Source organism: Streptomyces sp. NPDC048441 (assembly GCF_043200235.1).
Taxonomy (GTDB): domain Bacteria; phylum Actinomycetota; class Actinomycetes; order Streptomycetales; family Streptomycetaceae; genus Streptomyces.
Map to the genome: position 1 here is coordinate 105,326 of NZ_JBICXM010000004.1, position 14,814 is coordinate 120,139.

The following is a 14,814-nucleotide window of genomic DNA, read 5'->3' on the forward strand; positions in this document are numbered from 1 at the left end:
CCCCTCGGCCTTTCGGTGCCGTGCTCATGCGGCAGCCCCCTCACCGTCCGCGTTCGGGCCGATCTCCACGACCGAGAAAGTGGCGCCTCCCCTGCGCGCGCGAACGCTTCCGAGGACATACCCTCCGGCCGCGGTGAGCACTCCCGCCACGATGGCGCCCGCACGGCCCGCGCCGCCAGGCCGTGCGAGCAGCGCGTCACGCAGTCCGCGCCCGACCCCTGCGGGCAGTACGCGGGTGGCGTACCGCCGCTCGGACTCGAGCCCCTTGTCCGCGCCGACACTTCGGGCCACGAGCGCCTTGGAGAGGCCTTCCGCGTACGTCCGCGTGCGGAAGTAGTGGAAGCGCTCCCGCGCTGCGGGGACGCGGTGATGGATCACCGCGCGGTCGTCGATGAGCAGGATCGCGTCCGGCCTTGCCCGGGTGAGACGGATACACAGCTCCGTCTCCTCGCAGCCAAGGGGGCGCTTGTCGCCGTCGCGGCCGATGCCGGTCGCGAAGCCGCCCGCCGCCTCGAACGCGCTGCGACGGAACGAGGCGTTCCCGCCCAGGACGTTGCGCACCCGCACGCGTCCCTGGGGCAGCCCCTTGTACGTACAGCCGACGACCCAGTCGAACTCCTCGGGGAACCAGGCGGGCCTGCGCCTGGACTCCCAGATGGGCATGGTGCGCCCGCCGACCGCGAAGACCGCCGGGTCGGCGTACCCCTCGGCGAAGTGGCGCAGCCAGTGCCGCTCCGCGACGGCGTCGTCGTCGAGGAACGCGATGATCTCGCCGCCGGACGCGGCGATCCCGGTGTTGCGGCCGGCGGAGAGGCCGCGGGGGCCCGCGTTCGCCAGCACGCGCACCCCTTCGGCCTCCTTGTACTCCTTGGTGAGCCGCTCCAGGAGCGAGGCGTTGTGATCCACCACGAGAAGCGTCTCCAGTGCCGCCAGGGACTGCGTCCGCACCGAGGTGACCGCCGCGAGGATGTCCTCCCAGCGGTCCTCGGTGTAGACGCAGATGACGACGGAGATGCCCGCGTCCGTGTCTCCCCCGTGGTGGTGGGGAGCGCTCAAGACACCTCTCCCTGGCGGGTGCGGAAATCGACAGCGCGGGAGCGGCGGCGCTGCTGCCCACGGCGGTTCGAGCGCTCGGTGAGGATCACCTTCAGGACGCGCAGTCCGTCGCGTACGGCTCTGAGGTTGCTGGCGCCGTGGATGCGCAGATACTCGTGGCTGGGTATCTCCTGCACCTTGAGCCCGGCCTTGACGACCCGGATGTTCATCAGGGTCTCCACCTCGAAGCCCGTGCAGTCGAGTTCGATCTTGTCGAGGCAGTGCTTCCAGAAGGCGTTGTAGCCGTAGCACAAGTCGGTGTAGCGGGCGCCGAACTTGGCGTTCACGACGGAGCACAGGACGTGGTTGCCGAGCTTGCGGATCGGCGTCATGTCGTCCGTGGCACCGCCGTTGGCGAACCGTGAGCCCTTGGCGAAGTCCGCGCCCGAGACGAGGGCGGAGACATAGCTGACGATCTCGTGCCCGTCGGCCGAGCCGTCCGCGTCGACCATCACGATGATGTCGCCGGAGCACGCCGCGAATCCGGTGATCAGGGCGTCGCCCTTGCCCTTGCCGAGCTGCCGGACGACCTTCACGTCCGGCCACAGTTCCCGGGCCACGGCCACCGTGTCATCGGTGGAATTTCCGTCCACGAGCACGACTTCGTGTATCCAGTCGGGCAGCGTCTTGAAGACGTAGGGAAGATTCTCCGCTTCGTTCATCGCGGGAATCACGACGCTCACCGGCGGTCTGATCGCCAAGTGATTCGAAATCGGCCGGTAGTTACCGGTCGGCGTAGGCTCGGGCTTCTCTAACGGATCTTGGCCCGGCTCTGCCGGGCGCACAAAAGAACTCATTGAGTCTGGTCCCTCTCGTCCGGTGGACCGCCCGCCCCCGGGCAGTCCGGATATGTATCCGGTTCGAAAGGGGGGTTCTCACTTGCGCATGTGCGCATGACGAAATGGATCTCCATGCATGCCGAGTGAGCTGGCATTGCGCGGGTCGTGACACGGCACAGATGCAGTCGCCGAGCACGGCACCCCCCTACCGCGCCCCGCGCCGGAGCCACCGCGATCTTGAGCCCTCCCCCAGATCGCATTGCGTGATGGACCGATGCGGGTGGATGTAAGACGGTATTGATGATTGAGACCGTATGGCAAGACCTGGGACATGGCCTCACGTTTTTGATGATTTGGCCAGTCTTGGCGGACACATGTGGAGTGCCCTACTCCTTTCTTCCTATTCTTTGTTTCTTGATCGGACTTTCCCCATCCGTTTGAGCAGCCTGTCGGCCGGTTCGAAGAATTCCGGCCTGGACAGGACGGTGTTGCGCAGCGCTCTGACCGGGGCGATCCGCGCCCGGTGGCCGATGGCTGCCGGGTGGCGGAGCGCCACCCACCCCTCGGACACGGTGAGTTCGCGTGTCTTCAGGGAGTCCTTGTACTCCTTCTGGCCGCGCCCCAGGTCGAGATACGCGATGCCGTCGGCGGCGGCCGCCTCGGCCATGCGCAGATGCAGGATCAGGCCGGGCGAGTACTTCGCGAACGCGGGGTCGTACGCCGGGAACCAGCAGGCGAAGACCCGCTCGGAGCGCAGCCCGAAGTGTGCGGCGATCGGCACGTCACCGGCGTAGAGCACGGAGAGCAAGCCGGCGAACTGATCGGACCTGGTGTGGAAGAGCTGCCGGACGAGCTGGCCGATCCAGCCGTGCGCGAAGCGGTCGCTGCGGCCGGTCCTGCGGTACTGGGCCGACTTCCACCCCATGAGGGTGCGCAGGACTTCGGGGTCGCGCTCGTCGTGCACATAGCGCACGGTGCCGTGCTCGCGCCCGAGTTTGCGCTCTTTCGCGAGTGTCGTGCGGGTGAACTTCGGTGATTGCGCGCGGAGGTGGGCGAGATAGGCCTCGTACCCCTCGTCGATGTCCATGACGGGTGACGCGAAGGAGTCGGAGGCGCTCGCCTCGAACGGCTGCTGGCCGCCCGCCAGATGGTCGAACTCGTACATCGCGAGCCCACAGGCCCGCAGCAGCTCCCGTGCGTCCCAGGTGAAGCCGGGCCGGTGGACCAGACCCTGGCAGTCGGAGACGCCGAGGCCGACGGCCCGGCCGACGCCGGTGATGGATCTCTGGAACGGGAAGAACGCCGCGGGCTCCCCGCCTTCGCGGACGACCGCGATCCGCACCCCGCGCCGCCAGTGGCCCACCGAGAGCGTGAACTCCGGGGAGAGGAACGGATTGGCGAGCTCGGGCGAGCCGTTGAGATGGGCCTTGGACTGGAGTGCTGTCCAGGCCACCCGGTCCGCTGCGGTGAGTTCCCCGGGTCGGTGCACGGTGATGTCCACGTCAGGAGGTCCGCCTCGTCGGGGTGCGGCGTCGTATGCGCCGCGCCATTACCAGCAGATAGATGAGCAAACCGATCACGGTGACGGCGGCGACCCCGCCGCGAACCGACCACATGTGCAGGGCAAGCATCGCCTGGGCCACCAACAGATTGACCGCGACGGCACCGGAAACGGAAGCCACGATCCGGCCCCATGATTCAAGTCCCCGCAGGGCGGCGGCGATTGCCCCGCCCGGAGCGGCCAGCAGGAAGAAGAGGGTGAGGGGTCCGCGCAGCGGCGAATCGATGTCCGTGAGCGCGAGCACCGCGCCTGCCGCGCCGACTGCCACCGCCACGCCCGCGAGCAGCGGCAGCGCGTCCGCGTGCCGGTCCGGCCGGTCTTTTGGGCCGATCCCGGTGTCTGATGACGGTGACTTGATCCTGATGGTCTGCATTGGCGACTTTGCCCCCCGAAGCGCCGGATGCCGGGCTTCAATGTCGCGCAGTCCACGGCGGCGCGTCAAGATGCGGAGGGAGTGTGGAGATGTTCGACGTCGTGGCCTTGAACCGGAAGGGAACTCCCTCCGTGGGCAAGGGAATTAGAGGCGAACTAATTGACATGAACACTATCGATGCCTTGAGGGGAGTGGTACCACAGTCGTGGCAGAAATCCTGCTAAGGGAGGTTCCATGAGATTGTCCCGAATCACGGCATACGCTTCCTCACTCCTCCTCGCTACCGCCTTCGCCCTCACCGGGGCCACAGCGGCTCAAGCGGACCAGCAATCCGACCAACAGGCCGCGGCCACCGGCTATGTGGCGCTCGGCGACTCCTATTCGTCCGGCGTCGGAGCCGGTGCCTACGACAGCGGAAGCGGCAACTGCAAGCGCACCCCGCGCGCGTACCCCGCGCTCTGGGCGGCCGCCCATTCACCCTCCAGCTTCTCCTTCACGGCTTGCTCCGGTGCCCGTACGGGTGACGTTCTCGCCAACCAGATGGGCCCGCTCGGCTCCGGCACGGGCCTCGTCAGCCTCTCTGTGGGAGGCAATGACGCCGGGTTCTCCGACGTCATGACGACCTGCGTGCTCCAGTCCGAAAGCAGCTGTCTCGCACGGATCGCGCAGGCGCGCTCCTACGTCGAGACGACGCTGCCCGGCAACCTCGACAAGGTCTACACGGCGATCAGCGCGAAGGCACCGGCCGCCCAGGTCGTCGTGCTCGGCTACCCCCGCTTCTACAAGCTCGGCGGCGGCTGTGTCGCAGGGCTCTCGGAGAAGGAGCGCGGTGCGATCAACAGCGCCGCCGACTTCCTCAACTCCACGACGGCCAAGCGCGCCGCCGACCACGGCTTCGCCTTCGGCGATGTGACCTCCACCTTCACCGGGCACGAGATCTGCTCGGGCAGCCCGTGGCTGCACAGCGTGAACTGGACCAACATCGGCGAGTCCTACCACCCCACGGCCGCGGGCCAGTCCGGCGGCTACCTCCCCGTGTTCAGCGCCGCTGCATCCTGACCGATTCTGTCCGGCGCTAGTCCGGCGCTAGTTCGGCGCTGGTTCGACGCTAGTCCGGCATTAGTCCGGCGCGTAGGAGGAGGCCCCGTCCGTCGGGGTCTCCTTCTCACATGTCCAGGTGTACGCAACGGAGTTGGAGGTGGCCTTCACCGGGCTGCGCACCTCCACACTGATCGCGTTCTGATACGTCGAGCCCGGCTCCGTACCGCCCGGCTCGGTGTGCTGCACCTGCTTGGTCCTGCCCCCTCCCGAGGCGAAGCTGAACGTCTTCCAGCCGGGGTCGCTCGGCGCACCCGACTTGGTCACCCAGCGGTAGTCGACGGTGACCGGAACCCGCCCCACGGTGAACGTCGCGGTGAACGAGGGGGCTTGCCCGGCGGCCGGCGGGCAGACGCCGCTGTACTCCGTGTTCGTGCCGGACACCGAGACCTTGACGGTCTGGACCGGGGGAGTGGTCTTGCCGCCGCCGTTGCCACCCCCGCCGCCGGTCGTGGAACCACCACCGGTGGAACCCTCTTCGCTGCTGCTGCTCGAGCCTCCTCCTCCGCTGCCTCCGCTGCCGCCGGTATTGCTGCCGCCGCTCTTGCCCCCGCCGGAGCCGCCGCCGCTCCCGCCGCTGCCGCTGCCTTGTCCGGAGGTGCCGCCGCTGCCGCCGCCGTTGTCGCGATTGATCAGGGCGTACGTGAGTCCGGCGAGGGCCAACGCGAGGGCGACGAAGCCCGCGGTGAGGACGAGGACCGTGCGGCGCGAACGCGTCGGGGGGACGGTGGTGGTCGTCGTGACGAGGGGCTGCTGCGGCATCGGGGCAGGCGGCGGCAGAGGAGACACCTGTTGTTGCTGCTGTGACGTGACCGTCGGCATATAGGGAACGCCCGGCGACTCCGTCCGAGGCGTGCCGCCCGCGGCCACGAGCCGCAGCTGGTCCTCGGCATCGGCGGCGGAAATCCGCGCCGCGGGGTCCTTCCGCAGCAGCCCGTCGATGACCGGGGCCAGCGGCCCCGCGTTCCGGGGCGGCGGCAGCTCCTCGTCGACCACGGCACGCAACGTACTGAGAGGCGTGTCCTGCCGGAACGGCGAACTGCCCTCGACGGCCGCGTAGAGCAGCACCCCGAGGGACCACAGATCGGACTCCGGTCCCGGCCGCCGCCCCAACGCCCGCTCAGGGGCGAGGAATTCAGGGGACCCGACCACCTCACCCGTCATGGTGAGGGCCGAACTTCCCTCCACCATGGCGATCCCGAAGTCGGTGAGCACGATGCGCCCGTCATTGGCGACGAGTACGTTGCCGGGCTTGACGTCACGGTGCAGGACGCCCGCCTCGTGGGCGGCACGGAGGGCGCCGAGCACCTCGGCACCGATGTGCGCGGCACGCTGCGGTGCCAACGGCCCCTCCACGTCGAGGACATCGGAGAGCGAGAGCCCGCGCACGATCTCCATGACGATCCAGGGGCGCCCGTCCTGGCTCGCCACGTCATAGACCGTCACCACATTGCGGTGCGGGATACGGGCGGCGGCCCAGGCCTCGCGCTCCAGGCGGGCGTAGAGCCGGTCGACCTCACTCGCCGGGAGCCCGGCGGGGGCGCGCACTTCCTTGACCGCGACCTCGCGGCCGAGGACTTCGTCGCGGGCCCGCCAGACCGTGCCCATACCGCCCTCGCCCAAGGGGGCGAGCAGGCGGTAGCGCCCCGCGATCACGCGCTCGTCGTCGCTCACGGGCGTCCCCCATCCGCAGTGCGATTCTCCACAAAACTACCTCAACCGAGCGCCGTTGCCGCCCCCTTGAACACCAATCCACACCCAAGGGCGAACACGACGCAGGCGGAACCGAGCGGCAGGAACCGGTGCGTGGCCCGGTGCGGCCACCGGGGCTTGTGGACCCGTCGCCCGGCAGCGGCCCCGACCCGCACCACGAGGAACCCGGCCGCCGTGAGCGTGAGGGCGAGCCCCACTCCGTACGCGCACACGAGCAGAAGCCCGAACCAGGCCTTGCCGAGGGCGGCGGCGCCGACCGGCCGTGAACTGCGCCGCTTCGAACGGCATCTGGCCCGCTGCACACGCTGTCGGGCGGAGACGAGAGGCCTGGCCGAGGACGCCGTACGCCTGGCAGCGGCCACAGCGGCCGCTCCTCCGCCCGCCCTGCGGGAACGGATCCTGACCGCCGTACGCACGACGGAGCAGGAGCCGCTCCCGCAGGCGCCCGTCACGTCGAGTGCGCCCCCACGCGCCCGCGTGCTCCTTGTCGCCGTCACTGTTCCCGCCGCGGCCCTCGCGCTCGCCGCATCCGCGATCCTCGCTGTCCAGCTCATCCGCACCGACGACCGCCTCGACCAGGAGCGTGCGAACGCACGTGAGATGACCCACGTCCTGGCCGCCCCGGACGCCCGCGCGACCGGGGACAGGGACGCGAGGGGGCGCGGCATCAACATCGTCGCCTCCGAGTCCAGGCGGCGCGCCGTGGTGACCGTCACAGGGCTCGGCGGGCCGCCTCAGGGTCGCGTGCACCAACTGTGGCTGCTGCGCCCCGCGTCCGGGCCCCGCTCCCTGGGCCTGCTCAAGGGTGAAACGCCGGTGATCGTCGCAGGTCTGAGCGCGTCCGCGAGCTCACTGGCCGTGACGACGGAGCCCGGTGGAGGCTCGAAGAGGCCCACTTCTGCCCCTCTTGTCCAACTCGCCCTGGAATCAGTTGTATTCGGAGAGTAATCGTCAACCTCCTTATGGGGAAGGTGAATCCTGCGACCGGGATACACGAGTGTCACTGGGGAGCGATAGGGTTAACCTGCCCTGGGCCGGGTGCCCTCGTACGGGTGGGGAGTGACATGGAACAGATAACGGTGCGCAGCAGGGCGCGTGTCCCTGCGATCACCTGCGGGAGCAGCGCGACCAGCTCGCGTCTCGACCGCCATCTCTCAGTGCTGGGCGGTCCCGCCGTCCCGCAGCGTGAGGCGGCGGAGGCGACGCTGCTGATGCGTGAGCTCACGTCACGTGGCGCCGCGCACAACCGCAGCGCGCGCGGTGCGCGTGTGCGGCGAGTTTCGCTTTTCGCGCCGCTGCGAAGGCTGCGGCGCACGCTTTTCGGGGGTCGTCGCTGACCACGGGTGGTCGGGGGTTGGGCCGCCGTTCGCGGCGGATCGCTCCCATCCACCCACCCGTTCCGCTTCCCGTACGCACCTGACGTCCCCTGGCAGTACCACCGCGGCGAAGGCCTTCGTGGAACTCCTGCACGCGAACACGCGGGAGATAGGCCCGCCCCAATTCTCCTCCGATGCCCATGAGTTGGCCAAGGAGCTCCAGGAGTGTCCCTCGGTCTGCCCCAGAAGGGCACGTACGGCAAGATCGGTGAACTGACCCCACCCAACCCGGTGTTCATGGGCGGTGGCTCGATGGGCGCCGCGCTAGCCCCAGCATACGAAGGCACTCCCCAGCTGATCGGCCGGCTCGGTCAGATCGCGGCCTCGATGTGGGCGAGCTGGGCGGCGAGGATCTCTTCGAACGCGGCGCGGCGATCCACCCCGAGGGGGCGGACGTCGCGGGCGAAGTGGGCCAGAGCCGGGAAGCGTTCGGGGTCGGCGCCCAGAACCGCCACGCGAAACAGCTCCATGCCCTGATCGTGCTCTTCCGGGGTGATCGCGCTGACCCCGGCCTCGGAGGCGATCAGCGCGGCAAGGAGGACCGCGATCCGGTGGTAGCGCGCCGGGATCTCCTCGTCGGGCAGCCCCGATGTGCGCAGCGCCCCCAGTACCTCTTCCATGACCAGCCGGGAACCGGTGCCGCTCGATGCGTAGCGCCCCCAGACCGCGGCGAGCTGGGGCTGCTGTCCGAAGGCCTCTCTCACGCGCAGGGCCAGGGCCGTGATGCGCTGCTTCCAGTCGCCCTCGGGGCGATAGCCCTCCATCGCGGCCAGGAGAATCCGGTCGGCGACCGCGCGCAGCAGTTCGGTCTTGCTGCGGAAGTGCCGGTAGAGGCTGGAGGAATCGGTCCCGAGGGCCGCGGCCAGCTTGCGCACGCTGAACGAATCCGCGTCGCTCGTGCGCAGCAGCTCCGCCGCCGCATCCAGGATCTCTTCGGTCGACCAACGCCTTCGGCCTGCCATCTTGCTCCTCTCACCGGATCTCATCCTACCTGTGCACTTGGTGTTGCACGCACCGCGTGCATAATGAGGACATGAGCAATGAGGGCATGAGTATGGATTCCGCGGCGCTGAACGCCGCCATCGAAAACGTCCACCGCGCGGGGATGCCGGGCCTGTTCGCCGAGGTGCGAGACGGTGACCAGGTCTGGCGCGGCGCCGCCGGGGTCGCCGATGTCGCCACCGGCCGTCCCGTCACCGCCGACATGCGGCACCGCGTCGGCAGCATCACCAAGACCTTCACCGCCGCCGCGGTCCTGCAGCAGGTAGAGAGCGGTCAGATCGGTCTCGACACACCGATCAGCCGGTACCTCCCGAAGCTGGTTCCCGGCGAGCGCGGTGCTGCGATCACGGTCCGGATGCTGATCAACCACACCAGCGGCCTCGCCGAGTACCTCCCGTACGCCTACCCCTCCCTCAAGGCGTTCCCCTCTCCCGCGGATACCCGGCCCGAGAGCCTGGACGACCACAGGTTCACGCGGTTCGACCCCACTGAACTGATCGAGATGGGCGTCACCGCACCTGCCGTCGGCGCCCCTGGTGGCGCTCCGGGGGTGTACTCCAACACCAACTACCTGCTCCTCGTCCAACTCCTGGAACAGGTGACCGGCACTACGGCCGAGCGGTACATCACCCGGAACGTCATCGAGCGCGCCGGGCTCCGGGACACCGAACTCCCCGCCGGGCCGCACATCGACGGGCCGCACTCGCGGCTCTACGAGGCATGGTTCGGCAAGGTCGACCCGCCGCGCGACTACAGCGTCTACGACATGTCCTTCGTGGGTCCTTCGGCCTCGCTGATATCGACCGTCGCGGACCTCAACCGCTTCTTCGGGATGCTGCTGGCCGGGGACATCGTCAGCCCCTCGTCGCTGGCGCAGATGCAACGCACCGTCCCGGTCGTCTCCCAGGAGGGAAAGGTGGTCGACTACGGCCTCGGCCTGTACCCGACCAAGGCTCCCGGCCAGGACACCTTCTGGGGGCATGGCGGCACGGTCTGGGGCGGTGGAGCGCTGGCCGTGATCCGTGCCGACGGCAAGCGGCAGATGGCGGTCGCGGTGAACCTGCAGAGGTGGAACACGCTCGACTCCTCGGGCAAGCCGCAGCCCCATCCCATCGACGACGCGATCGCGACTCTGTACCGCGTGGCGATGTACGGCTGACCCCGCTCACCGTCCCCCGCGTGCGTACCGGCGGACGGCGAGCGGCACGCACACGGCGAGCAGCACGAGCGACCAGAGGATCGACCCGGCAACAGGGTGCGCCACCGGCCACGCGGCGTCCGTCGGTACGGGCGCGTTGCCGAACAGATCGCGCACCGCCGTCGCCACCGCGCTGATCGGGTTCCACTCGGCGACGGTACGCAGCCAGCCGGGGAGCCCGTCGGCGGGGATGTACGCGTTCGAGAGCAGCGGCAGCATGAACGTCGCACCGCCCAGCTGCCCCGCCGCCTCCTCGCTCTGTGAGGCGAGGCCGAGCAGGATGCCGATCCAGGTCGTCGTGAACCGGAAGAGCAGCAACAGGCCGAAGGCGCCCAGGGCTTGGGGGACCCCTCCCTCGATCCGCCACCCCATCGCGAGCCCGACGAGCATCAGCGGCAGGAGCCCCACGGCGGTGGTCAGCAGATCGGCGACGGCCTGCCCGAGCGGCACCGCCGAGCGGCTCATGGGCATCGTACGGAACCGGTCCATGACGCCCCGGTGGGAATCCTGGGCGGCGGTGAACATGCCGGTCATGATGCCGTTCGCGGCGGTCGCGACGAGCATCCCCGGAACGAGGAAGGCGCGGTAGTCGGCGCCGGGCATGGCGAGGGCGCTGCCGAACACATAACCGAAGAAGAGCAGGAAGACGATGGGCATCGTCTGTGTCATGACGAGGATGGCGGGCGCGTGCTTGATGCGCTGCAGATGCCGGCCGAGGACGGCGGTGCCGTCGTAGAGGATGGTGCTCAAGGGGGATCTCCGTGGGTAGTTGCCCACCCACCCCTCCTGCGGGGCAATCGGGTGGGTGGGCGGGAAAAATCCGTCGCGAAGCGGCGGTCTAGGAAGCGCGGGAGACGAGCCGCAGAAAGACCTCATCCAGCGTCGGCGCCCGCAGACTCGCGTCCACGACAGGCACCCCGGCAGCATCCAGCTCACGAACAATGCGCGGCAGCGTGAGAGCCGTGTCGAGGGCAACGGCCCCGGCGGTGCGCCGATCGGCGTCCAGGACCGGCTCGGCCCCGGTCAGCTGATCCAGGACGACCGCCGCAGCGTGCAACACCTGCTCCGCCGCATCCCGCGGAAGGACGACCTCGACGTAACTCCCGATCTGCGCCTTCAGAGCGGCGGGCGTCCCGCGATGCGCCGCACGCCCCCCGTCGATCAGGACGACCTCATCGGCAAGCTGGTCAGCCTCCTCCAGATACTGCGTGGTCAGCAGCACGGTCGTCCCCTCGGCGGCCAACTCCCGCACGGCGCCCCAGATGCCGTTACGGCTGTGCGGGTCGAGCCCGGTGGTGGGCTCGTCAAGGAAGAGGACGCGTGGCCGCACGAGCAGGCTGGCCGCGAGGTCGAGCCGCCGCCGCATCCCCCCGGAGTAGGTGCGAGCGGGCCGATCTGCGGCCTCTGCCAGGCCGAACCGTTCAAGCATCTCGTCCCCCCGGACCCGAGGCGCGGGCACCCGCAGCAGCCGGGCGAAGAGCCGCAGATTCTCCCGCCCGGTCAGATCCCCGTCGACGGAGGCGTACTGCCCGGTCACGCCGATGAGCCGCCGCACGGTGGCAGCCTCCCGCACCACGTCGTGCCCCGCGACGAGAGCCGTCCCGGCATCCGGTGTCTGAAGGGTGGTGAGCAGCCGCACCGCCGTCGTCTTGCCCGCTCCGTTGGGGCCGAGCAGCCCGCAGACGGTGCCTTCGGGGACGGCGAGATCGAGCCCCCGCAGGGCGTGGACGTCCCCGAAGCGCTTCTCCAGACCTTCACTAAGTACAGCGTACGTAGAAGTCATGTCGATACGCTACCGCACTACGTACGCTGTACGTAACTAACATGGGTGGCGAGGTGATGATCAATGGCGGGCCGAGCGGCCGAACCGGAAGTGATCTGGGCGCGTCCCGAGCGGGCGGGCCGAGGCCCGAAGCCCGCGTACAGCAGGGCGGACATCGCGGCGGCGGCCGTCCGCATCGCCGACGCGGACGGCATCGACGCGGTCTCCATGCGGAGGGTCGCGGGCGAGCTCGGCTGCGGCACCATGTCCCTCTACAACTACGTACCGCGCAAAGAAGACCTGTACGAGCTGATGGTCGACGCGGTGAGCGGTGAGTACGAACTGCCCGCGGGGCCGCCGGGCGGCGACTGGCGCGCGGAGATGCTGGCGCTCGGCCGCCAGATCCGCCAGATCATGCGGCGCCACCCGTGGCTCCCGCGGATCATGTCGTCGCTCCACGGCTTCAGCCCGAACGCCCTGCGGTATCTGGAGCACTGCCTCGGCGCCCTGGAAGGGCTCGACGCGCCCTACGGCACCAAGATCGAACTCATCGGGATGATCAACGGCTCGGTCATGACGTACGTCGCCAACGAGTTCGCCGTGGCGGAGCGTGCGCGGGCACTGCCGTGGTCGGAGGAGCGGGAGCAGCAGGTGCGGCTCGCGTATCTCGCCGGGCAGGTGGCCGGTGGGGCGTATCCGCGGCTCGCGGCGGCGCTCGCGCAGGCGCCTGCGCCGGGGGACGCGGAGGAGCTCTTCGAGCGGATGCTGAACAGGCTCCTGGACTCATACGCCTGAGTGACCTCAGGCAGTGACCTCGGACAGTCACCTCGGACAGTCACCTCAGATGAGGGCGAACTGGCCGCCGGGCCCCTCCTCGTGGTGGTCCAGGACGGACGCGGGGCGCCGGGCCGTGGCGGCCACCGGCAGCACTCCCGCCCCGCGCAGCTCGGCCGCCGTGCCGGCGGGGACGAGCGCCTCCGTCAACTCGGCCTGGAGCGGCTCCAGTTCCGCGAGCAGCGTGAGCACCGTGATCAGTTCGAGCAGCTCCGAGGTCCAGGCCTGCGGCCACTTTCCGGGACGTATCGCTTCGAGGGACCCCGCGTCGCCCACCGTCATGCGCCGCGCGAACCACAGTTCAAGCACCCGCACCCCGCTCACCTCGAAGTCCCACGCCTCCCGAGGCACCGGCGAGATGCGCCCCTCGTCCACACACAGGGCCTCCTCGTCGGCGTCGTACGCGAGCTCGACCGGACGGGCGGGCAGCGGCGCCCGTACGTAGGGCCGCCGCCCACCGGGAAGCTTCGGCCGCGCACCGTCACCGCGCGCCTGGAGCCCCAGGATGCGGCCCCCGAGCTCCGTCCCCCGCGCCCAGACCTCGGCGTCGGACGTCAGCGGCACCCGGCATCCCGCCGACGACCCCTTCGCGACGGCCAGCGTCCACGCGAGCAGGTCAACAGCGCCGACGTCCTGACCGAGCACCCCGGAGAGATGGGCGAGAAGCCCCGGCGCCACATTGGGCTCAAGGCCACCGGGGCGGCGGAACAGCGGGCGGATCCGCCCCGGCCGGCCGGCGGGGGAGCGGCCGTCCGGCAGCACGGCGGATGCGAGAACCGCGGGTCCCGAGGAGCCGGTGACGTAACCCTGCTCGACGAGGAACAGCTGCCCCGCTCCCGCGACCCGCCACAGCTCAGGCCGTGCGGCGTCGATGAGCCGGTGGTCGGGGATCAGCCACTGCTCGTCGAAGGGGCCGTGCAGGACGCGTACGGGATCGGGGCAGGGGCCCGACGCGGCGGCCAGCGGGACCGTCTCGCCCTGGTGGCCGGGGAGTTGGGCGACCGCGGTGTGCAGGGTGCGCGAGCGCGAGGGGGAGAGGAGCTCCTCGCGTCCCGCGGTGTCCGCGCGCACGAACGCGGCCCAACGGGCTCTGAGGGATGCGGCGTCCGGGCCCATCGGCCACCCACGGCCCGGCCGGAGCGGTGCGACGGACCACGGCATCAGGTCGGCGAGCAGCGCCGCTTCGTCGTGCGTCACGCCCGGCATCGTACGTCGAGACCCTTACGTCGCGTCGAGGGTGACCGTGAAGGAGAAGCGGTCGCCGCGGTAGTGGATGCGGGCGACGTCCAGGGCTTGCCCGTCCTCGTCGTATGTGATGCCCGTGTAGTGGAGTATCGGGCTGAGCAGCGGCACTTCGAGCAGGCGGGCCGTCTCCGGGTCGGCGAGCGTGGCCTCGACGGTGTCGGTGATGCGGCTGATGCGGACGCCCACGACATCGCGCAGGACCTTCGTCATCGGCCAGCGCGCCAGATCGTCGGGGTCGACGCGCTCCGCGAGCTCGGGGCGGATGAAATTGTGGGCGTGATTGGTCGGTTCGCCCGTCTTCTCGTCGCTGCGCAGGCGGTGGTACGTCGCCACCTCGGCCAGATCCGGGAAGTGCTCGACGAGTTCGCCGGGTACCGGAACCGTGCCGTGCGCGAGGAGCTGGCTCCTCATGCCCGACTGCTGGGCCACGATCGCGTCGACGGAGCCGAGCAGCCGGACAGGGGAGCCGCGCTGGACGCTCGGCTCGATGAACGTGCCGCGCCGCCGGTGCCGGGTGATCAGGCCCTCGTCCTCGAGCTCCTTGAGCGCCTGCCGCATGGTCAGGACGCTCACTCCGTAGTGCCCCGCCAGCTGCTCCTCGGTGGGGAGGCGGAGCGGGGCGTCGGGGGAGCGGCCGAGTATCGAGGCGCGCAGGGACTGCGACACCTGATACCACAGCGGCAGTTTGCGATTCAGGACGATCGAGTCCGGGGCGAAAGCGGTCACGGTCTCTCCGAATCAGTCCGGGTCGGTCCGGGTCGGTGTCGGTCCGGGGCAG

General features: G+C 69.8%; 15 protein-coding genes. 5 read left to right on the forward strand and 10 right to left on the reverse strand.

Annotated features, from left to right (window positions below):
• Positions 1-24 precede the first annotated feature (24 nt).
• From ACGFSB_RS11580 to ACGFSB_RS11595, 4 genes are all read right to left on the reverse strand, one after another.
• The gene (locus ACGFSB_RS11580; RefSeq protein WP_393397215.1) at positions 25-1,056 is read right to left on the reverse strand and encodes a glycosyltransferase family 2 protein; all 1,032 of its coding nucleotides are present in this window, start codon (positions 1,054-1,056) and stop codon (positions 25-27) included.
• On the reverse strand, positions 1,053-1,892 hold the full coding sequence (locus ACGFSB_RS11585; protein WP_393397217.1) for a glycosyltransferase family 2 protein: 840 nt from the start codon (positions 1,890-1,892) through the stop codon (positions 1,053-1,055). Before ACGFSB_RS11585 ends, ACGFSB_RS11580 begins: the two co-directional genes overlap by 4 nt.
• Before the next feature lie 382 nt (positions 1,893-2,274).
• Positions 2,275-3,375: a GNAT family N-acetyltransferase gene (locus ACGFSB_RS11590; RefSeq protein ID WP_393397219.1), complete on the reverse strand. Its 1,101-nt coding sequence runs from the start codon at positions 3,373-3,375 to the stop codon at positions 2,275-2,277.
• 1 nt (position 3,376) lies between these two features.
• The gene (locus tag ACGFSB_RS11595; RefSeq protein ID WP_393397221.1) at positions 3,377-3,808 is read right to left on the reverse strand and encodes a hypothetical protein; all 432 of its coding nucleotides are present in this window, start codon (positions 3,806-3,808) and stop codon (positions 3,377-3,379) included.
• A gap of 234 nt (positions 3,809-4,042) precedes the next feature.
• On the opposite strand from ACGFSB_RS11595, the gene ACGFSB_RS11600 reads away from it, so the two are divergent.
• Positions 4,043-4,867 (forward strand): SGNH/GDSL hydrolase family protein, encoded by an 825-nt coding sequence (locus ACGFSB_RS11600; protein WP_393397222.1) that lies wholly within the window; start codon positions 4,043-4,045, stop codon positions 4,865-4,867.
• 60 nt (positions 4,868-4,927) lie between these two features.
• Here the strand turns inward: ACGFSB_RS11600 and ACGFSB_RS11605 are convergent, their stop codons facing one another.
• Positions 4,928-6,514: a serine/threonine-protein kinase gene (locus ACGFSB_RS11605; RefSeq protein WP_393398052.1), complete on the reverse strand. Its 1,587-nt coding sequence runs from the start codon at positions 6,512-6,514 to the stop codon at positions 4,928-4,930.
• A gap of 339 nt (positions 6,515-6,853) precedes the next feature.
• On the opposite strand from ACGFSB_RS11605, the gene ACGFSB_RS11610 reads away from it, so the two are divergent.
• Positions 6,854-7,567 carry an anti-sigma factor gene (locus ACGFSB_RS11610; protein WP_393398054.1) on the forward strand — a complete coding sequence of 238 codons (714 nt, stop codon included), beginning with the start codon at positions 6,854-6,856 and terminating at the stop codon, positions 7,565-7,567.
• A gap of 116 nt (positions 7,568-7,683) precedes the next feature.
• Positions 7,684-7,956, forward strand: coding sequence for a hypothetical protein (locus ACGFSB_RS11615; RefSeq protein WP_393397223.1), 273 nt, complete (start codon positions 7,684-7,686; stop codon positions 7,954-7,956).
• A gap of 350 nt (positions 7,957-8,306) precedes the next feature.
• On the opposite strand, the gene ACGFSB_RS11620 is transcribed toward ACGFSB_RS11615, so the two are convergent.
• Positions 8,307-8,957, reverse strand: coding sequence for a TetR/AcrR family transcriptional regulator (locus ACGFSB_RS11620; protein WP_393397225.1), 651 nt, complete (start codon positions 8,955-8,957; stop codon positions 8,307-8,309).
• Between the two features lie 71 nt (positions 8,958-9,028).
• Here ACGFSB_RS11620 and ACGFSB_RS11625 point away from each other — a divergent pair, with 71 nt between their 5' ends.
• Complete coding sequence (locus tag ACGFSB_RS11625) at positions 9,029-10,156, forward strand: serine hydrolase domain-containing protein (RefSeq protein WP_393397227.1); 1,128 nt, start codon at positions 9,029-9,031, stop codon at positions 10,154-10,156.
• Positions 10,157-10,162: 6 nt separating this feature from the next.
• On the opposite strand, the gene ACGFSB_RS11630 is transcribed toward ACGFSB_RS11625, so the two are convergent.
• Complete coding sequence (locus ACGFSB_RS11630) at positions 10,163-10,945, reverse strand: ABC transporter permease (RefSeq protein ID WP_393397229.1); 783 nt, start codon at positions 10,943-10,945, stop codon at positions 10,163-10,165.
• Between the two features lie 88 nt (positions 10,946-11,033).
• On the reverse strand, positions 11,034-11,978 hold the full coding sequence (locus ACGFSB_RS11635) for an ATP-binding cassette domain-containing protein (protein ID WP_393397231.1): 945 nt from the start codon (positions 11,976-11,978) through the stop codon (positions 11,034-11,036).
• Positions 11,979-12,041: 63 nt separating this feature from the next.
• Here ACGFSB_RS11635 and ACGFSB_RS11640 point away from each other — a divergent pair, with 63 nt between their 5' ends.
• Positions 12,042-12,752 (forward strand): TetR/AcrR family transcriptional regulator, encoded by a 711-nt coding sequence (locus ACGFSB_RS11640; RefSeq protein ID WP_393397233.1) that lies wholly within the window; start codon positions 12,042-12,044, stop codon positions 12,750-12,752.
• Positions 12,753-12,797: 45 nt separating this feature from the next.
• Here the strand turns inward: ACGFSB_RS11640 and ACGFSB_RS11645 are convergent, their stop codons facing one another.
• Positions 12,798-13,997, reverse strand: a complete 1,200-nt coding sequence (locus tag ACGFSB_RS11645; protein WP_393397235.1) for a type ISP restriction/modification enzyme — start codon at positions 13,995-13,997, stop codon at positions 12,798-12,800.
• Positions 13,998-14,012: 15 nt separating this feature from the next.
• Positions 14,013-14,762, reverse strand: coding sequence for a GntR family transcriptional regulator (locus tag ACGFSB_RS11650; RefSeq protein ID WP_393397237.1), 750 nt, complete (start codon positions 14,760-14,762; stop codon positions 14,013-14,015).
• Between the last annotated feature and the right edge of the window lie 52 nt (positions 14,763-14,814).